At 64.4% G+C, this 17,334-nt stretch carries 19 protein-coding genes and 1 tRNA gene; 15 read left to right on the forward strand and 5 right to left on the reverse strand.

Annotated features, from left to right (window positions below):
• Positions 1-57 precede the first annotated feature (57 nt).
• The 8 genes from AC0L3C_RS18495 (at position 58) to AC0L3C_RS18530 (ending at position 9,474) form a co-directional block, all read left to right on the forward strand.
• The gene (locus AC0L3C_RS18495) at positions 58-1,215 is read left to right on the forward strand and encodes a thiolase domain-containing protein (RefSeq protein WP_007611536.1); all 1,158 of its coding nucleotides are present in this window, start codon (positions 58-60) and stop codon (positions 1,213-1,215) included.
• On the forward strand, positions 1,215-1,604 hold the full coding sequence (locus AC0L3C_RS18500; RefSeq protein WP_473408635.1) for a Zn-ribbon domain-containing OB-fold protein: 390 nt from the start codon (positions 1,215-1,217) through the stop codon (positions 1,602-1,604). The genes AC0L3C_RS18495 and AC0L3C_RS18500 overlap by 1 nt, the downstream gene beginning before the upstream one ends.
• Before the next feature lie 232 nt (positions 1,605-1,836).
• On the forward strand, positions 1,837-2,697 hold the full coding sequence (locus AC0L3C_RS18505; protein ID WP_473263930.1) for a MaoC family dehydratase: 861 nt from the start codon (positions 1,837-1,839) through the stop codon (positions 2,695-2,697).
• A 181-nt stretch (positions 2,698-2,878) separates the two neighbouring features.
• Complete coding sequence (locus AC0L3C_RS18510; protein ID WP_473263929.1) at positions 2,879-3,757, forward strand: SDR family oxidoreductase; 879 nt, start codon at positions 2,879-2,881, stop codon at positions 3,755-3,757.
• 124 nt (positions 3,758-3,881) lie between these two features.
• A complete protein-coding gene (locus AC0L3C_RS18515; RefSeq protein WP_473408636.1) occupies positions 3,882-4,835 on the forward strand; it encodes a dihydrodipicolinate synthase family protein in 954 nt (317 codons plus the stop codon).
• Between the two features lie 4 nt (positions 4,836-4,839).
• The gene (locus AC0L3C_RS18520) at positions 4,840-5,655 is read left to right on the forward strand and encodes an NUDIX hydrolase (protein WP_473408637.1); all 816 of its coding nucleotides are present in this window, start codon (positions 4,840-4,842) and stop codon (positions 5,653-5,655) included.
• An 80-nt stretch (positions 5,656-5,735) separates the two neighbouring features.
• Entirely contained in the window at positions 5,736-6,662 is a 927-nt protein-coding gene (locus AC0L3C_RS18525) for a DMT family transporter (protein WP_473408638.1), read from the forward strand.
• A gap of 124 nt (positions 6,663-6,786) precedes the next feature.
• Positions 6,787-9,474 (forward strand): PAS domain S-box protein, encoded by a 2,688-nt coding sequence (locus AC0L3C_RS18530; protein WP_473408639.1) that lies wholly within the window; start codon positions 6,787-6,789, stop codon positions 9,472-9,474.
• A gap of 100 nt (positions 9,475-9,574) precedes the next feature.
• On the opposite strand, the gene AC0L3C_RS18535 is transcribed toward AC0L3C_RS18530, so the two are convergent.
• Positions 9,575-9,925: a GrlR family regulatory protein gene (locus AC0L3C_RS18535; protein WP_007603093.1), complete on the reverse strand. Its 351-nt coding sequence runs from the start codon at positions 9,923-9,925 to the stop codon at positions 9,575-9,577.
• 257 nt (positions 9,926-10,182) lie between these two features.
• Between AC0L3C_RS18535 and AC0L3C_RS18540 the strand changes: the two genes are divergently transcribed.
• Entirely contained in the window at positions 10,183-10,680 is a 498-nt protein-coding gene (locus tag AC0L3C_RS18540) for a hypothetical protein (protein ID WP_473281146.1), read from the forward strand.
• A 48-nt stretch (positions 10,681-10,728) separates the two neighbouring features.
• Here the strand turns inward: AC0L3C_RS18540 and AC0L3C_RS18545 are convergent, their stop codons facing one another.
• Positions 10,729-11,112 carry a VOC family protein gene (locus AC0L3C_RS18545; RefSeq protein WP_007603095.1) on the reverse strand — a complete coding sequence of 128 codons (384 nt, stop codon included), beginning with the start codon at positions 11,110-11,112 and terminating at the stop codon, positions 10,729-10,731.
• A gap of 179 nt (positions 11,113-11,291) precedes the next feature.
• Between AC0L3C_RS18545 and AC0L3C_RS18550 the strand changes: the two genes are divergently transcribed.
• The 3 genes from AC0L3C_RS18550 (at position 11,292) to AC0L3C_RS18560 (ending at position 12,740) form a co-directional block, all read left to right on the forward strand.
• Positions 11,292-11,816 carry a hypothetical protein gene (locus tag AC0L3C_RS18550; protein WP_473408673.1) on the forward strand — a complete coding sequence of 175 codons (525 nt, stop codon included), beginning with the start codon at positions 11,292-11,294 and terminating at the stop codon, positions 11,814-11,816.
• 160 nt (positions 11,817-11,976) lie between these two features.
• Complete coding sequence (locus tag AC0L3C_RS18555; protein WP_473408640.1) at positions 11,977-12,510, forward strand: hypothetical protein; 534 nt, start codon at positions 11,977-11,979, stop codon at positions 12,508-12,510.
• 153 nt (positions 12,511-12,663) lie between these two features.
• A tRNA-Arg gene (locus tag AC0L3C_RS18560) sits at positions 12,664-12,740 on the forward strand.
• Positions 12,741-12,797: 57 nt separating this feature from the next.
• On the opposite strand, the gene AC0L3C_RS18565 is transcribed toward AC0L3C_RS18560, so the two are convergent.
• Together AC0L3C_RS18565 and AC0L3C_RS18570 are read right to left on the reverse strand one after the other, a co-directional pair.
• Positions 12,798-13,763: an AraC family transcriptional regulator gene (locus AC0L3C_RS18565; RefSeq protein ID WP_473408641.1), complete on the reverse strand. Its 966-nt coding sequence runs from the start codon at positions 13,761-13,763 to the stop codon at positions 12,798-12,800.
• 438 nt (positions 13,764-14,201) lie between these two features.
• Positions 14,202-14,474, reverse strand: a complete 273-nt coding sequence (locus tag AC0L3C_RS18570) for a hypothetical protein (RefSeq protein WP_084462300.1) — start codon at positions 14,472-14,474, stop codon at positions 14,202-14,204.
• A gap of 312 nt (positions 14,475-14,786) precedes the next feature.
• Here AC0L3C_RS18570 and AC0L3C_RS18575 point away from each other — a divergent pair, with 312 nt between their 5' ends.
• Positions 14,787-15,245 carry a host attachment protein gene (locus AC0L3C_RS18575; protein ID WP_473408642.1) on the forward strand — a complete coding sequence of 153 codons (459 nt, stop codon included), beginning with the start codon at positions 14,787-14,789 and terminating at the stop codon, positions 15,243-15,245.
• Between the two features lie 33 nt (positions 15,246-15,278).
• Here AC0L3C_RS18575 and AC0L3C_RS18580 read toward each other — a convergent pair whose 3' ends face one another.
• Complete coding sequence (locus AC0L3C_RS18580; protein WP_473263920.1) at positions 15,279-15,542, reverse strand: hypothetical protein; 264 nt, start codon at positions 15,540-15,542, stop codon at positions 15,279-15,281.
• Between the two features lie 286 nt (positions 15,543-15,828).
• Between AC0L3C_RS18580 and AC0L3C_RS18585 the strand changes: the two genes are divergently transcribed.
• A complete protein-coding gene (locus tag AC0L3C_RS18585) occupies positions 15,829-16,275 on the forward strand; it encodes a hypothetical protein (RefSeq protein ID WP_007603109.1) in 447 nt (148 codons plus the stop codon).
• Between the two features lie 102 nt (positions 16,276-16,377).
• Positions 16,378-17,250 carry a DMT family transporter gene (locus AC0L3C_RS18590; protein ID WP_473408643.1) on the forward strand — a complete coding sequence of 291 codons (873 nt, stop codon included), beginning with the start codon at positions 16,378-16,380 and terminating at the stop codon, positions 17,248-17,250.
• Positions 17,251-17,334: the final 84 nt, after the last annotated feature.

A 17,334-nucleotide genomic window follows, 5' to 3' on the forward strand; every position in this document is an offset into this window, starting at 1 on the left:
CAGAGCAGCAGCGGTTCAGAAAAAACCGGAAGTGAGACACGCCAGCGGAGACCTTATTTGACCATCAAGGGCAAAGCCTACATTGCCGGGATCTACGAACACCCGACCCGGCATGCACCGGACAAATCCACCGCACAGCTCCATGCCGAGGTCGCCAAAGGCGCGATCGAGGATGCCGGGCTCAGCAAGGACGATGTCGACGGCTATTTCTGCGCGGGCGACGCCCCGGGCGGCGCCTGGCCGATGGTCGACTATCTCGGTCTGAACACCAAGAAACTTCGTCATGTCGATTCCACCGAGACCGGCGGCTGCTCCTACATCATCCATCTCGGCCACGCCGCTGAAGCGATTGCCGCCGGCAAGTGCTCGATCGCGCTGATCACGTTGGCCGGCAAGCCGCGCACCGGGGCGATGCCGCCGCGCGCGGCCGGCGCCGAGGCCGATTTCGAGACGGCATACGGCGCGACCACGCACAATGCCTACGGCATGTGTGCCATGCGCCACATGCACGACTATGGCACCACCAGCGAGCAGCTCGCCTGGATCAAGGTCGCGGCCTCGCACCACGCGCAATACAATCCGCATGCGATGCTCAAGGACGTCGTCACCGTCGAGGACGTCCTGAACTCCCCGATGATCTCCGATCCCTTGCACCGCATGGATTGCTGCGTCGTCTCCGACGGCGGCGGCGCGCTGATCGTGACGACGCCCGAGATCGCAAAAAGCCTGAAGAAGCCGCTGGTCCGGTTGATCGGTCACGGCGAAGCGATGAAGGGCCCGCGCGGCGGCAAGGATCTCGACCTCACTTACTCCGCCGGAATCTGGTCCGGCCCGCGCGCCTTCGAGGAGGCCGGCATCACGCCGAAGGACATCAAATACGCATCGATCTACGACAGCTTCACCATCACCGTCTTGATGCAGCTTGAGGACCTCGGCTTCTGCAAGAAAGGCGAGGGCGGCAAGTTCGTCGCCGACGGCAATTTGATCTCGGGGGTGGGCAAGCTGCCGTTCAACACCGATGGCGGTGGCCTCTGCAGCAACCATCCCGTCAACCGCGGCGGCATGACCAAGATCCTCGAGGCTGTGCGGCAGCTGCGCGGCGAGGCGCATCCGAAGGTGCAGGTCAAGAATTGCGATCTCGCCATCGCCCACGGCACCGGCGGCTTGCTCGGTGTCCGCCACGCCGCCTCGACTGCCATTCTGGAGCGCGTGTGATGAGCGAAGCCAAGAAATATCCGGCGCCGGTGACCAACCCTGAGACCGCCGCGTTCTGGGACGCCGCCAAGCAGGGCAAGTTCATGATCAAGCGCTGCACCGCCTGCGGCGAGGCGCATTACTTCCCGCGCGCGATCTGCCCGTTCTGCTACTCCGACAAAACGGTGTGGGAAGAGTCTTCGGGCGAGGGCACGATCTACACTTTCAGCCTGATGCGGAAGTCGCCGACCGGTCCTTACGCGATCGGCTACGTTACGCTGAAGGAAGGCCCATCGCTCCAGACCAATTTCGTCGATTGCGATCTGACGACGTTGAAGATTGGCCAGAAGGTGAAGGTGGTGTTCAAGCCGACCGATGGCGCGCCGCTGCCGTTTTTTACGCCGGCGTAGTTTGCTTCTTCCTTCTCCCCTCATGTCCGCCGAAGCCTTGGCGAAGGCGGATGTGGGAGAAGGTGGCGCGAAGCGCCGGATGAGGGGTATCGCTCCGCGGAGAAAGCTTTCACTGCGGAAGCAACCCCTCACCCAAACGAGTTTGCCGCACGACTCTTGCAGCCCTCTCCCACAAGGGGAGAGGGCACTTCGACTGGCAGCGGCGCATAAGAATCCGGGGAGTAACAATAAAATGTCCGCCAGATACGACGAACTCAAAGGCCTCAAGAACCTCGGCCAGAAATATGCCTACACCGACCGTGAAGTGATGCTCTATGCCTACGGTATCGGCCTCGGCGCCGATCCGATGGACGAAAACGAGCTCGCCTTCGTCAACGAGGGCACGCTGTCGCCGCGGCCGCTCAAGGTGGTGCCGACCTTCGCCTCCGTCGCGGCGTGGGGCGCGGGTCCGGGCGAGATGAACCTCAACCGCGTGATGGTGGTCGACGGCGAGCGCGACATCACCTTCCACCAGCCGCTGCCGGTCGCCGCGCACATCACTGCCGATTCCTCCGTCGTCGAAGTCTACGACAAGGGCAAGGACAAGGGCGTCGTCATCAGCCACCAGACCGTGCTCAAGAACGAGAAGGGCGAGAAGCTGGCGACGCTGGTCGCTTCGCGCTTCGCCCGCGGCGATGGCGGCTTTGGCGGGCCGAACCTGACCCAGCCCGATCCGCACAAGATCCCGTCGCGCGCGCCCGACACGACCATCGACATCGTCACGCGCCCCGATCAGGCGCTGGTCTATCGTCTGTGCGGCGACCGCAACCCGCTGCACTCCGATCCCGAGTTCGCAAAGAAGGCCGGCTTCCCGCGTCCGATCCTGCACGGCATGTGCACCTACGGCATCACCTGCCGCGGCGTGCTGCAGACCTATGCCGACTACGACGCCTCCGCCTTCCGCCAGCACGTCGCGCGGTTCTCCTCGCCGGTCTATCCCGGCGAGACCGTGACCATGGACCTCTGGAAGGACGGCAGCGTGATCTCGTTCGAAGCCAAGGTGAAGTCGCGCGGCGTCACCGTGATCAAGAACGGCAAGACGGTGCTGGGTTAGTCGGGCACCGGCGTTTCACTCCCTCGCCCCGCTCTTGCGGGGAGAGGGTGGGGTGAGGGGCTCTCACCGCGAGCCAAGACGGTGTTGAGACCTGTACCCCCTCACCCGGATCGCAAGGGCGATCCGACCTCTCCCCGCAAGCGGGGCGAGGTAAGAAAAACAAAACCAGGGAGACGCCACCATGGGATTACTCGACGGCAAGGTTGCGCTGATCACCGGCGCGGGCGGGGGGCTCGGTGAGGCCTACGCAAAGCTGTTCGCGCGGGAAGGGGCCTCCGTCGTCGTCAACGACCTCGGCGGACCTCGTGACGGCACCGGCGCCGACACATCGATGGCGCAGCTCGTGGTGGACGCGATCAAGGCCGAGGGCGGCAAGGCGGTCGCCAACGGCGCCGACATCTCCACCATGGAAGGCGGCCAGTCGGTGTTCGACGACGCCATCAAGCATTTCGGCCGTGCCGACATCCTCGTCAACAATGCCGGCATTCTGCGCGACCAGACCTTCGCCAAGGCCTCTGAGTCCGACTGGGACAAGGTCATCAAGGTGCATCTGAAGGGCACCTTTTGTTGCACCATGCCGGTGTTTCGCTGGATGCGGGAAAACGGCGGCGGCGTCATCGTCAACACCTCCTCGACCTCGGGCCTGATCGGCAATTTCGGCCAGAGCAATTACGGCGCGGCCAAGGGCGGCATCTGGGGCCTGTCCAACGTGCTGGCGATCGAGGGGCGCAAATACAACATCCGGATCTGGACGCTTGCGCCGGGCGCGCTGACCCGCATGACCGCAGACCTGCCCCGCTATAAGGAGAACCCCGGTGCGGCGCTGGGGCCGGACGGCATCGCGCCGGCCGTGCTATACATGGTCAGCGACTTGTCGGGCGACCAGACCGGCAAGGTGCTGGGCGTGTCCGGGCCCCGCGGCGTGCGCGAAATGCGGATGATGGAAATGGACGGCTGGAAGCCGCCGCACACGGCCTGGAAGGCCCAGGACATCGCCGATCATGCCAAGGAGATCTTCTTCTCCGAAGAGCAGATCAAGATGGGGGCGCGGCGGTTTTGACAGGCCGTCATCCCGGGGCACACGAAGCGTGAGCCCGGGATCCATGGTACAGCACGCGCAGCAGATAAATGGATTCCGGGCTCGTGCTTTGCACGCCCCGGAATGACCGAGGAAGAGAGACCCAATGAAACTCACCGCCGACGCCAAGGGCACCTTCGCAATCGCGCCGACGCCGTTCCACGATGACGGCCGGATCGACGAGCGCTCCATCGACCGCCTGACCGATTTCTACGAGGAGGTCGGCTGCGACGGCGTCACGGTGCTGGGCATCCTCGGTGAGGCGCCGAAGCTCGATGCCGCCGAGGCCGAGCGGGTAGCGGTACGCTTCGTCAAGCGCGCCAAGACAATGCAGGTGATCGTCGGCGTCTCCGCGCCGGGTTTTGCCACCATGCGCTCGCTGGCGAAGGCATCGATGGAGGCCGGTGCAGCCGGTGTGATGATCGCGCCGCCGCCGTCGTTGAGGACCGACGACCAGATCATCGGCTATTACAAGCAGGCGGCCGAGGCGATCGGCCCCGACGTGCCCTGGGTGCTCCAGGACTATCCGCTGACCTTGTCGGTGGTGTTCACCCCTGCCGTGATCCGCAAGATCGTCATGGACAATCCGAACTGCGTCATGCTCAAGCACGAGGACTGGCCGGGGCTGGAAAAGATCTCGACGCTGCGCAATTTCCAGAAGGACGGCTCGCTGCGGCCGCTCTCGATCCTCTGCGGCAATGGCGGGCTCTTTCTCGACTTCGAGATGGAGCGCGGCGCCGACGGCGCCATGACGGGCTACGCTTTTCCCGAGCTTCTGATCGACGTCGTGCGCCTTTCGAAGGAAGGCAGGCGCGACGCCGCCCATGATCTGTTCGACGCACATCTGCCGCTGATCCGCTACGAGCAGCAGCCGGGCGCGGGCCTCGCCGTGCGCAAATACGTGCTGCAGAAGCGCGGCATCATCGCCTCCAGCGCCCAGCGCAAGCCCGGCGCCACCATTACGCCTGCGGCGAAGGCAGAGGTCGAGTACCTGCTGTCGCGCGTCGCCCGAATCGACAAGCGCGCCAATCTCGGTCCGCAATCCAGCGCGGCAGGTTAGTCGAATGGCCGAGGCATCAGCATCACGCCCTGCGTCGACGATCCTCCTGCTGCGCGACGGCGTGAAGGTCGACCGCAAGAGCCGCGACGAAATTGAAGTCTTCATGATGGTCCGCCATCATCAGATCGAGTTCAATTCGGGCGCGCTGGTGTTTCCCGGCGGCAGCGTCGATGCCGGCGATCAGGAGATCGTCAAGCGCTCCGACCTGTATTCGGGCGGCGAGGGCTTGAACGAAGCAGACCGCGGTTTTCGGATCGCCGCGATCCGCGAGACCTTTGAGGAAAGCGGCATCCTGCTGGCGCGCTCGAAAGACTCGGGTACACCTGTTGACGCCAAGCGCGCCGGCGAGATCGCCGATGCGCATCGCGTCGCGCTCAACGAGCACAAGATCAGCTTCCTGAGCATACTGGCCGACAACGGACTTCAGCTCGCTCTCGATACGCTCGTGCCTTACGCGCACTGGATCACGCCCGAGGGCATGCCAAAACGTTTCGACACCTGGTTCTTCCTTGCGGCGGCACCGCCCGACCAGCTCGGCGCGCATGACGGCCGGGAGTCGACCGATTCGATCTGGGTCTCGCCGCGGGAGGCGGTGGAGGGCGGCGAGAGCGGCCGCTTCAAGCTGCCGTTCCCGACCACGCGCAATTTGATCCGGCTCGCCAAACAGGGCAGCGTGAGCGCCGCGCTCGAGCACGCCCGCGGGATGTCTGTCGTGACGGTGATGCCTGTCATGACCAAGACCGATACCGGCCGTCAGCTCCGCATTCCCCGCGAGGCCGGCTATGACGGCGAGGTGTTCGAGGTCGGGGCGATCGGCTAAGACACTTCGACACCAAGCGAAGTATCGGCGAGGGCAGACGCGCTAGGTTGCGTCCCTGACAACGGGACGGGACGCGCGATATGGCCAACCGGCAGGACAATCGGCAGGACAGCAACATCGCCGTCGAGCTTGCGCTGCTGCTCGCACTCGCAACGCTCTGGGGCGGCTCCTACACCTTCATCAAGCTCGGCGTCGCCACCATTCCGCCGATCACGCTGATCGCGGCGCGCACCACGATTGCGGGTCTGCTGCTGCTCGCGATCATGTGCGCGCGGGGCATCAGGATGCCGACGGATGCCGCGACCTGGCAACGCTTCGCTTTCCAGGCCGTGCTCAACAGCGTGATCCCCTGGACGTTGATCGCTTGGGGCGAGCGCCACGTCGATGCCGCGCTTGCGACCATTCTCAACTCGGCAGGCCCGATCTTCACCTTCCTGCTCACGGCGGTCGTGACGCGTCACGAGGCGACGACACCGCGCAAGCTGGTCGGCGTCGTTGCCGGCATGGCCGGCATCCTGCTGATCGTCGGCGTCGATGCCTTCCATGATGTCGGAAGCGGCCTCGTCGCGGAGGCCGCCATCGTTGCCGCCACCATCTGCTACGCCTGCGCCGCCATCTTCGGTCGCGGCTTCAAGGGCCTCGATCCCATGGCGCCCGCGGCCGGCTCGCTGCTGGCGGGGGCGGCGGCGCTGATCCCGGCTTCGCTCATCGTCGAGCAGCCCTGGACGCTGTCGCCCTCGCTGAGTTCCGTGCTGGCGCTGGTCGCGCTGGCGACCTTCTCGACCGCCGCGGCCTTCGCGATCTATTTCCGCCTGATCCAGACCCTGGGCTCGGTCGGCACCACCGCGCAGGCCTATCTCCGCGTGCCGATCGGGGTTGCCATCAGCGTCGCCTTCCTCGGCGAGAGCCTGAGCCGGACCGCCTGGATCGGCCTCGCCTGCGTCGTCCTCGGCGTCGCCGCCATGACCATCCCGGCCCGGCGGCCGGCCGGCGTCAAAACGTCATAAAGCCGGGGCCAAGGAGGGCGGCAGGGCTTCAATATTAAGGATATTCGGCGGCCAGACGCATGTTCCCCCGGGACCGCAATACGTCGTATATTGGAGCTCCAATAGCCCGGTCCTCACATCACCAATGTCCGCCGAATTGACGCCGACCCCTGAGAAAAAGCGAACCTTCTCACTCTCCATCGGCCAGCTCACCTTCGGCAGCTTCCTTCTGGTGCTGGCGGTGATCATCGTCACCTCGACCGCGAGCGTGATCGCGATCCGGCACATCGACACGACCTTCGCCGAGCTGCAGCGGCTGCAGAGCGTCGGTGATCTCGCCGAGGACATCGACCGCCGCATGAACGAGCTGAGGCTCGCCGCGCGCGACTTCGTCACCGACCCCGGCGCCGGCATCCAGTTCAAGCAGGTGGGCGAGGCGGCCTCGACGCTCAGCGACATCCTGAAGAAGACCCGCATCGAGCTCGTGCCCGAGCAGCAGGATATGATCGACGGCGTCAGCGAGCGGCTTGCCACCTATCGCAGCGGGCTGGAGCGGATCTCGACGCTGATCGACCGCCGCGCCCAGCTGCTTGCCGGCCTGCCGCCGCTTCGCGACCAGTTCGACGCGGCTGTCTCCGGCACCGCGGACCGCGAGCTGGCGTCCCGCCTGTCGGAAGCGCAGAGCCGGATCGCGCTCGGTTTGCTTGCGCGCAACCCGTCCGCGGCCGAGCAGGCGGCGCAGAGCATGCGCGCGATGGGCGTCGCTGATCCCAAGCTCAGATCGGCCGTCAACGACTACGCCGAGGCGATCATCGCGGTCGCGGTCCGCGAACGGCAGATCGCCGACATTGACCGCGAGGTGCTGGGAACCGAGGGCCGGCTGATCGGCCGCGTCACCGAATTGCTGCGCGAGGTCAGCGCCCGGCGCGGCCACGTGCTGTCGCGCGACTTTGCCCGCACGCTGACGGAGGCGCGCTGGCAGAGCATCGTGCTCGGTACCATCGGCGTGCTGATCGGCATTCTCGCGGCCGGTTTCGTGGTGCGGCGGACGGTCCGTCCGCTCGCCCAGATCGCGCGGTCGATCCGCGCGCTCGCAGCTGGCGAGAAGAACACCTCGATCCCGTCCGCCGACCTCGACAATGAGATCGGCGACATTGCGCGGGCAGCCGAAGTGTTCCGCCGCGCGCTGGAAGAGGCCGACACGGCGCGCGAGGCGGCGGTGCGCGCACTGACCGAGCAGCGCCTCGCCGAAGAGAGCTATCGGAAACTGTTCGAGGGCTCGGTCGATGGCATCTATGTCACGACGCCTGCCGGCGACCTCCTCAACGCCAATCCGGCGCTGGCGCGGATGATGGGCTACGATAGCCCGCAGCAGCTGATCGACAGCATCAACGACATCGCCCACACCATCTACGTCCATCCCGAGGCGCGCGTCGAATATCAGCGGTTGATGGCACGCGACGGCATGGTGCGCGAGTTCGAGTACCAGGTGCGTCAGCGCGGCGGCGACATCCTGTGGCTGTCCGACAGTGCCACCGGCGTCCGCGACGACGCCGGCAACATCGTCCGCTACGAGGGCACGCTGCGCGACATCACCGACCAGAAGCGCGCGGAAGACGCCATCGCTGAAGGACGGCGCCTGCTCCAGCAGGTCATCGACACCGTGCCCGCGGTCATCAACGTCAAGGACCGCGACCTGCGCTACGTGCTGATGAACCGCTACATGGCCGGCATCTTCGGAATCGAGCCCGGCGATGCGCTCGGCCGCACCACGGCCGACCTGATGTCTCGCTACGGCGCGGCCAAGTCCGACGAGAGCGACAAGCGCGTGCTGACGCTGCGAAAAGGTCTCGGCTTCTACGAAGAGGAGTACATTGATTCTTCCGGCCACATGCGGCAATGGCTCGTCAACAAGCTGCCGCTGCTCGATGCCGAAGGCGAGATCGAGCGGATCGTCACCGTGGCGCTCGACATCGGCGAGCGCAAGCGCGGCGAGCAGGAGATGCGGAAAGCCAAGGAATCCGCCGAGACCGCGCTGCGCAATCTGCGCGAGACCCAGGCCTCGCTGATCGAGGCGGAGAAGCTGGCGGCGCTCGGGCGCCTCGTCGCCGGCGTCGCGCACGAAGTCAACAATCCCGTCGGCATCAGCCTCACGGTCGCCTCCGCGCTGGAGCGCAAGACCGCGATGTTCACCGCCGAGGTCGAGCGTGGCGAGCTGCGCCGCTCCGCGCTCAACGACTTCCTCCACACCAGCCGCGATGCGTCCTCGCAGCTCGTCTCCAATCTCAACCGCGCCGCCGAGCTGATCCAGTCGTTCAAGCAGGTCGCCGCCGACCGCAACTATTCGGACCAGCGCAGCTTCGATCTCGGTGACCTCACCGAGCAGGTGGTGATGAGTCTGCGGCCGGGCCTGCGCAAGCACAATCTGACACTCAACGTCGAGTGCCAGCCTGATCTGACCATGAACAGCTATCCCGGACCGTACGGCCAGGTGCTGACCAATCTGTTTCTCAACGCGGTGGCGCACGCCTTCCCGGACGGCCGGCCGGGGACCATCGACATCCAGGTGCGCGAGTCCGGCAAGGACAATGTCGAGATCATCTTCTCTGACAATGGTTGCGGCATGTCGCTCGACGTCCGTCGCCGTGCCTTCGATCCGTTCTTCACGACGCGCCGCGACCAGGGCGGCACCGGTCTCGGGCTGCACATCGTCTACAGCATCGTCACGAACAGGCTCGGCGGACGGCTCGATCTGGATTCCGAACCGGGCAGCGGCACACGCATCCAGATCATCCTGCCGCGCGTGGCGCCGCTCGAGCAGGCCGCGGAATAGCTCGAGCATTTTCGAGCGAACTAGATGCCGGTCCGCGTGAAGAAAACCCGTCGAAACAACAATTGAGAGATTCAGTTCTGATTCAATCAGAACCGAAGCTCTAGTCGGCCTCCGCAAGCTTGTGCAGCGTTGCGCCGAAAATCTGGCTGGCCTTGCCGACCAGCGCGGTGCCCGTCATGTCCCCGCGCGTCTCTGTGAAGGTGCCGCTGACGCCGATGCCGACCGCGGCAGGCCCGCCGAACAGCGGATTGTCGTCACCCCGCGGTGAGGTGTGACGCTGGACCAGCACCTCGCCCTTGAAGGTGTTGTCCTTCACCGTGTAGCTGCCGGTGTAATAGAGGTAGGCATCGCCGCCAAGAATCTTGCCGTCGCGAAAAAGAATCACGCCGCTGCCCTTGCCGACCCGACCATCGAGCAGGTTCACGTGAATCGAATAGAGGCCGTTCTTCATAACGTCCCGAGGCCGGCCGCCATCGCCCAATGGCGTAACCGGTAGGGCATTTATGCCAAAGGGCATGCGCCCACGCAACGCGGGAGTTTGGCCGCCGGCCTTGCGAGCCTGCCCGTGAGCCGTAGTTGTCCCGACTTGTCTATGACACCGCCATGACCGTCTGATCATGAAGCGAGGCCAGTCGTTGCGAATCAAGTTGGCCCGCGAAATGCATAACCATTGTTGCACTGGCCGCGGGGTGCTGGAGCAAGACAAACGTGAGCAACTGGATCGATTCCGGCGGCGAGAAGCCGCGTCTGTACAGTGTGCGTCCCACGATTTGCGAAACACGACAACGGCGGATTGGCGGCGCGGCACGCTGGCGAAGCGTGGCGAGCCTCGCTTGCGTCCTGGCCCTGATAGCACTCGCAGCCCCGATCGGGCACGCGCGCGACCGCGGCCAATTCGTCAACACCAATGCCGAATTGAAGGCCTGGTTCGACGGACTGCGAAGCGGCAAGGGGCCTTGCTGCTCCGACGCAGACGGCTCGGCGCTCTCGGATACCGACTGGGACAGCAAGGACGGGCACTATCGGGTCCGCGTCCCGCGCTATGGCTACGTGATCGACGGCCGGCCCCAGGAGCTCGTCTGGGTCGAGGTGCCCGAGGAGGCCGTGATCTCGGAGCCGAACCGGGTGGGGCGCACCATGGTCTGGCCGATCTACGGCTACATGGGCGTCGCCATCCGCTGCTTCATGCCCGGTAGCATGACTTAGGCGCACCGGGCGGCACATGACCGGTGAGCCGATGCGGCTCGCGCGGTATCAGGTATATTTCTTGTCGCGCTCGAGCAGCTCGATGGAGATGCCTTCCGGGCCGCGGATGAAGCAGATGCGCACGCCGGGGCGGATCGTGGTCGGTTCGCGCGTGAAGGTGACGCCCTTGGCCTTGATCTCGGCGGCGACGGCGTCGATGTCCTTCACCGTGAGACCGAAATGGTCGAGGCCCTGATGCGGGTGCGGCGGCGGCGGGTTGACCGCGTTGTCGCCCTCGAGTGGCGCGATGAAGATCCTTGCGCCTCCAAGGTTCACGTCGATCCGCCCGGGTGCTTGCACGATCTCGCCACCAAGGATGTCCCGCAGCCAGGCCGCCGTGGCCTCCGGATCAGGGCTGCGCAGATGGACGTGATCCCAAGTGACGACTGGCATTTCATGTTCTCCCGACGGGTCTTGATGTTGCAGCGCATGTTAGCGGCCTCGGCCGGTGACCGCCACCGCTCTTGCCGACTCGACGGCTGCGCGGGAACCTTAGTTCGTCTTCCGGATTAAGGTAAGCAGTGGCCGAATCCGTTGTCGAACGTGTTTCCGCGGGGATCGGTGAGGCAGCCATGAACGCTGGGTTTGACCGCATCGGGTTAGGGCGTTTCGCCGGGACCGGCGAACGACTGGTGTGGCTGTTGGCGGCCATCATCGCCGGTTGCGGCACCTGGATGCTGCTCCCTGTTTCCAGAGGCAACAGTGCCGAACCGGTGAGGTCTGACGTGGCAGCCGTCGAGACGGCTCCTTCGCGCGATGCGGCCGCCGTGTCGTCGCCATCCGAAGCTCAGATTCCGACAATGGCAGAACTCGGTCGGATCAGGATTTCATCCCAGACCTGGCGCCGCGGCGGCCTTGGTTCCAAGGCGCTGGTGACGCTCACGCTGCGCAACGACAACGACTATGCCGTCAAGGATGTCGAGATCGTCTGCGTTTTTGCGCGGCGCGATGGTCGTCATCTCACCGACCGCAGCCGCGTTCTGGCTGATACGGTCGGCATGAAGAGCCGCAAGACTTTTGCGCGCATTCCCGTCGGCTTCGTCAACGTGAATGCCGATCAGGCAAAGTGTTCGCTTGTGGCAGCACGTCGGACATAAGGCCGGCATTGCCTGATAGCGGAAAAGTTACTGTCCCGGGGACTTGGCCAAGAAACTTGGCGTCGCCATTTGAACCGAACGGCTGGGCCAGGAACCAATTAAATGATCGGCTGTTAAGGCGGAGAGCCCACGCGGGGATGCGGGGGGCGGAGCGTGGCCAATGCCCATCTTTCGGTATTTCTTCTTTGTCGGTGGAGCCTTGCTGGCACTGCTGTTCGCGGCGAACTACGTTCTGCCGACTTCGCCTGTGACGCAGGCTATCGCAACCGCAAGCAACGAGCAGCCGTTGATCCGGATCCGGTCCGATCGCCACCTGCCGGAGCGAATCGTGCTCGACACCAGTCAGCCGACGCTTGCCGCCCCTGCGGTGAAGATCGCCGCCGTCGCGGCTCCCCAACCGGCCGTGGAGGGCATGTCACCGGCTTTGGCCGAGATATCAGCCAAGGCGCGGGTCCGCGAGACGTTCGCCCAATTCACGCCGGCCGCGAAGGCCGATACCGCTGCGGCCAAGAAGACCGAAGCCAAGACGCAGATTCAGGCGCAGGCCCAGCTTCCTCAGGCTCAGCCCCCTCAGAGCCAGGCGCAGCAGCCCAAGCGCAAGCTCGCCAGGACGCATCCGGTGCCGCAGCAAGGTCGCCCGATGATGGTGATGGCCCAGCAGCCGCATTTCGGCTTCTTCAACAGCACTTGGTAAGATCAGGTCCGCCCCCCTCTCGAATTGGGGCGGGAAGGGCTTTTTATTGGCCGGTCTCTCTGCTAATTCGAACCCATCCGAACGTCGTCCGGCCTGCTGGCTCGCCAGCAGCGATCGGAGGCGTGTCGGCTGCGGCCCAATGTCGGGGCCAGGGCGCTCGTAGCTCAGCTGGATAGAGCATCGGATTTCGATTCCGAGGGTCGGGAGTTCGAATCTCTCCGAGCGCGCCAATTCCGGATATGTTCCGAAGAGGGCGCCGACAACGACCGCCGCAGCGGCCTGTCCGGTCAACCAGCCGTCGGACCGGCTTGCCGGCCTCGTGCCAGCGTGTCGGACGGCGCTTCGTGGAAGGTCGCGCGGTAAGCTGCGGCAAACTCCCCCAAATGGTGAAAGCCTTGCGCGCGCGCGCATGTAGCGACGGTGGCGCCGCCGCCTTTGATAAGGCGAGACCGCGTCGCCCACAATTTTTTCAGGCGAATGTACTGGTGCAGGCTCATGCCGCGCACCTGGCTGACGGCGCCGCCGAGCGTCCGGATCGAGACGCCGAACTCGCCGGCGAGATCGGCGGTATAGATCGGAGCAGTCGGGTGTGCCGCGACGTAATCATCGATCCGCTGCACGAGTTTGATCGACCGCTCGCCCTGGACGGAGGCACTCCGGTCTGAGAGCGAATCGATGCGAAACAGATCGTCGAGCGCGAGCAGGAGGCCTTCCTGCAGATGAGCGGCGACCTCGGTCGTTTCGAACAGGGCCGGCTGCACCGACGCGGTACGCAGAATGTCGAGCAGGAGCTGGCGTATGTGAAGCAAAGCGGGGCGGTTCGCGCTATAGGCCCGCAACTCGTCCGCCTGATCGAACCAGCCCCGGTCACTCAGGCCGAGTGAGAAGATGATCATCGCATGATGATTGGTCCGGCGCTCGACGAAATGGCATTCGTCGCTGCCGCGGAGCGCGATGAAGAAACGCGCGTCCAGATCCATGCCCTTGGAATTGACCTGAAGGTCGTCCGTCATGGGCAGGATCACCATCCCGCCGGGCATCCGATAGGCGGCGTCGAGGATGCGCGCGAACGAGCGCATCATGACGATGCGGCAGCCGGGCAGGGAGACGACAGCGCGAGCCGCCGCGAAATTCCGGACGTCGAGCGGAATGCTTCTCGCATCCTCCATCGACTCGATCGGCCGAAACGCATCGACGTCGGCAAAGCCGATCAATCGAAGCGCGGATGATGGGGCGAGGGCGTCGAACAACATGCGTGTGGCCGGCTGTCGCAATGTGACAATCAAATGAACGTCAGTACATCGCCATCAATGGCGAAACATCGCGCTTCAGTAAACCGGATTCCAGGCCGTAGTATTGCGGACATCATGGCATGAGCCCGGCGGATCGATGTCGCCGTCAACGGTCCCGAGTCATCGGCTGGCCGGAGGCGAGGTCGATGAAATGCAGCCGCGTGCAGGCGGGACAGGCGAAGGAGGCAAAGCTCTGGGCCTCCTGTCTCTGTTGCTTCTCAAGATGTGTCTGCACGTTCATGCCCGTCTGGGGACATCGAAAAACGATCAAATCGACCATCGTCGGAGAATGACGGCGTCGCGGATTTCGTCTTTGATCTAGATCAGTTTTGGAATGACTCCAGACCAGCATCCTTGATCTCGCAAAAAGCGAAGGGGCCCCGGAGGGCCCCTTTAGAATCACCAGCGGCGGTAGCGAGGTCCGTAATAGCGAGGGCCGCCATAAAAGCGCGGTGCATATCGGGGACCGTAGTAGGGCCGCGGCGCGTAATATCCATAGTAGTTCGGACGCCAGAAACAGCGTCCCCAGGCGTCACAGACCATGCGGACCTGCTCGACGTCGGAAACCTGCGGCGTCGCAGGAGCAGGCGCGATGGGCATGGCGGACGCCGCCGGTGATGCGACCAACGCACCCAGCAGGGTCGCGGCGACGAGGCCAATTCTAAGCTTCATGATGTCTTTCTCCGCTTACGCAATACAGGGATATCGAAGTTTGTTCTGATCAAATTGTGGCGGGACCGAAATGTAATGCTGATGAACAGGTCTTCAGCCAGCCCGCCGCAGGCCTGACCTTTAGCTCCGCCAGACTATCGCAGGTTCGCGCTCTTGACCAATGCTGTGCTTGCGTTGCGCTCCGCAGGACATGGCCGCCATCCTTGATCCCGCGCAACTCATCGGTGCAGCTTCGTCCCTAAGCTTGGCGTCGTGACCAGCCTTTCGAGCATTTCGAAGAGCAGGCTCGCGAGGTCGCTTTGGAGCTGTGCAATGGACAAAATGAGAATCGACAAGGGTGACTGGCTGGTCGTGTGCGACGGGCGCAAGGCGCTCATTCTGGAAAACCTCGGCGACGGGATGTTTCCGAACCTCCACACCAGGGAGGTGCACGAGCAGCCCAATCCCTCGACCGGTGCGCAAGGGACCGACGCGCCGGGCAGGCTTCATGGCGCGGCCGGCACGCGCAGCTCGGTGGAGCAGACGGATTGGCACAACGAGGCCGAGCGCGCCTTCCTGCGCGGCCTGGCCGGACGGCTCGATGCCGCCGTTAGCTCAGGCGAGACCTCGGCCTTGACCATGGTGGCCTCGCTGCGAGCCCTCGGGATGATCCGCGCCGATTATTCGGACGTGGTGCGCAAGGCTCTCCAGGGCGAGGTCGGCAAGGACCTCGTCAAACTGCCGGTCTACGAGATCGAGAAGCAATTGCTGCTGTCGGGCACCGCCAAATAGCCGCCCCTCCCGCAGAGGACGCGCCTGCGCCCCTCAGAAGCAGGGGTGCCGGCGGCGGTCCTGGCCGACATAGGCGGCTGCGCTCTGGTAGCAATGGTTGGTCGATGGGCCGTCGTAAAAGGCGAACGTCCCGGGCGTGATGCCGGGCCCGTAATTGTGCAGATAGCTGATCGGGTAGGGCAGCGGGTTCGTGTAGTGGCGGTGATACCGGTGATGTCCCCGCGCCTCTGCGAGGCTAGGGGCAAGGATTGCGGCCGACAGGGCAGCAATCGCGGCTACAAGCTTCAACTTGCTCATCTCGAATCTCCGGAACCCGCACGAATAGGTCAGCCGTTTATAGCCAGTTCGAGCGGCCGGAACACCCGTCTGCAGCCCGGAAACCGGGGCCAATCCCGCAGATTTCCGGGTGGGTGTGACAGAATTGCCGGTTCTGTGGCCCAGACTTGCCCATTTTTGGCCTTTTCGAGATGCTTAACGAATTCCCCACACAAGTGTGACCAAAGAGAATTAGCTCAAGACTCCTGCCGGCTTCGTGGGGTCCATAGGCCGGTCCATTCCTGAAGGCTTTCGCCGTCACCTCGCCATGCGCATCACGCTTCTGAGCCTGCTGTTGCTCTCGGTCGTCGCCGCCACGCCGGCGCGGGCCGAACTGCACATCACCCGCGACCACGGCGGCTATGTCGAGGAGTACAAGGCCAAGTACAAGCGCGTCCGCGAGAAGGGCGAGCGCGTCATCATCGACGGCATCTGCAACTCGGCCTGCACCCTGGTGCTCGGCATCGTGCCGATGAACAAGATCTGCGTGACGCCGCGCGCCAGCCTCGGCTTCCACCAGGCCTACTACGACAAGGCCTTCACCTTCGGCATCAAGGTCACCAGCGCGGAGGGGACGTCCGACCTGATGGCCTATTACCCCGACACGGTGAAGGACTGGATCCGCCGCAATGGCGGGCTCACCACCGACATGAAAAAGATCAAGAACGGCGTCGAGCTCTGGAAGATCATCGATCCCTGTCCGGACGAATGGTGAGCGGCTGAGCCGTCCGGTCCATCGCAGCGCAGCATCGTCCGGACGGCACTGGCCGAAATTCGCATTGCCGCATTGGCCCCCGGTGGGGCAATGAGGGCGGCAATGAACCATAATCAAGAAGCCCTGACCGCCCGTGCCGCGCCGATCCTGTTCGTCCTGCTCTGGAGCACGGGCTTCATCGGCACCAAATACGTCGTCAACAATGCCGATCCCTTGACCTACCTCGCCATCCGCATGGCGTTCGTGGTTGGTCTGATGGCGATCATCGTCGCGATTGCGCGACCGAAATGGCCGGACCGTGTCGGTATCGCGCACAGCGCCATCGCGGGCATTCTCGTCCATGGCTTCTATCTCGGCGGCACCGCAATCGCGATCGCGCACTCGATTCCGGCCGGGCTCTCCGCGCTCATTCCGGGCCTCCAGCCGATCCTGACCTCGACCATCGCCAACCGATGGCTCGGGGAGAAGGTGACGCCGGTGCAATGGGCGGGGCTCGTGCTTGGCCTCGGCGGCGTGGTGCTGATCCTGCACGGCCGCCCCATGACCGGCGAAGCCGGACTCGGGTGGCTCGCCTCCGTGGTCTCGCTGATCAGCATCACGCTGGGCACGCTCTATCAGCGCCGCTACTGCAACCACATCGACTGGCGCGCCGGCAATCTCGTGCAGTACGTGTCCGTCACGATCTTCTTCGCGATCGGCGCGTTCCTGTTCGAGGACCGCGTGGTGCACTGGACGCGCGAGTTCATGCTCGCGCTGGCCTGGCTCGCCGTGGCGCTTTCGATCGGGTCGATCGGGCTGCTGTACTGGCTGATCCGCCACGCCGCCGCCACGTCTGTTGCAAGCCTGTTCTATCTGGTGCCCGCCGTGACGGCGCTGATGGCTTATCTGCTGTTCGGAGAAATGCTCGATGCGCTGGCGATCACGGGCACGGTGATGTGCGCAGCCGCGGTGTTCGTGGTCAACCGACGCTTTTAGGACCGGCGAGCCGGGCCGCCGGAATACATCCCTGACGTGTGGGGTGCGTTCGTGTTAGGCTTGGGGCATTTCAGCCTCCTTTCA

The sequence above is a fragment of the Bradyrhizobium sp. WSM4872 genome (assembly GCF_055811715.1).

Excerpts from the sequence above, each read along its gene's own strand:
- AC0L3C_RS18500 (WP_473408635.1), top strand. The coding sequence starts at position 1,215 with ATGAGCGAAGCCAAGAAATATCCGGCGCCGGTGACCAACCCTGAGACC.
- AC0L3C_RS18505 (WP_473263930.1), top strand. The coding sequence starts at position 1,837 with ATGTCCGCCAGATACGACGAACTCAAAGGCCTCAAGAACCTCGGCCAG.
- AC0L3C_RS18510 (WP_473263929.1), top strand. The coding sequence starts at position 2,879 with ATGGGATTACTCGACGGCAAGGTTGCGCTGATCACCGGCGCGGGCGGG.
- AC0L3C_RS18515 (WP_473408636.1), top strand. The coding sequence starts at position 3,882 with ATGAAACTCACCGCCGACGCCAAGGGCACCTTCGCAATCGCGCCGACG.
- AC0L3C_RS18520 (WP_473408637.1), top strand. The coding sequence starts at position 4,840 with ATGGCCGAGGCATCAGCATCACGCCCTGCGTCGACGATCCTCCTGCTG.
- AC0L3C_RS18525 (WP_473408638.1), top strand. The coding sequence starts at position 5,736 with ATGGCCAACCGGCAGGACAATCGGCAGGACAGCAACATCGCCGTCGAG.
- AC0L3C_RS18530 (WP_473408639.1), top strand. The coding sequence starts at position 6,787 with ATGTCCGCCGAATTGACGCCGACCCCTGAGAAAAAGCGAACCTTCTCA.
- AC0L3C_RS18535 (WP_007603093.1), bottom strand. The coding sequence starts at position 9,925 with ATGAAGAACGGCCTCTATTCGATTCACGTGAACCTGCTCGATGGTCGG.
- AC0L3C_RS18545 (WP_007603095.1), bottom strand. The coding sequence starts at position 11,112 with ATGCCAGTCGTCACTTGGGATCACGTCCATCTGCGCAGCCCTGATCCG.
- AC0L3C_RS18550 (WP_473408673.1), top strand. The coding sequence starts at position 11,292 with ATGAACGCTGGGTTTGACCGCATCGGGTTAGGGCGTTTCGCCGGGACC.
- AC0L3C_RS18555 (WP_473408640.1), top strand. The coding sequence starts at position 11,977 with ATGCCCATCTTTCGGTATTTCTTCTTTGTCGGTGGAGCCTTGCTGGCA.
- AC0L3C_RS18565 (WP_473408641.1), bottom strand. The coding sequence starts at position 13,763 with ATGTTGTTCGACGCCCTCGCCCCATCATCCGCGCTTCGATTGATCGGC.
- AC0L3C_RS18570 (WP_084462300.1), bottom strand. The coding sequence starts at position 14,474 with ATGAAGCTTAGAATTGGCCTCGTCGCCGCGACCCTGCTGGGTGCGTTG.
- AC0L3C_RS18575 (WP_473408642.1), top strand. The coding sequence starts at position 14,787 with ATGGACAAAATGAGAATCGACAAGGGTGACTGGCTGGTCGTGTGCGAC.
- AC0L3C_RS18580 (WP_473263920.1), bottom strand. The coding sequence starts at position 15,542 with ATGAGCAAGTTGAAGCTTGTAGCCGCGATTGCTGCCCTGTCGGCCGCA.
- AC0L3C_RS18585 (WP_007603109.1), top strand. The coding sequence starts at position 15,829 with ATGCGCATCACGCTTCTGAGCCTGCTGTTGCTCTCGGTCGTCGCCGCC.
- AC0L3C_RS18590 (WP_473408643.1), top strand. The coding sequence starts at position 16,378 with ATGAACCATAATCAAGAAGCCCTGACCGCCCGTGCCGCGCCGATCCTG.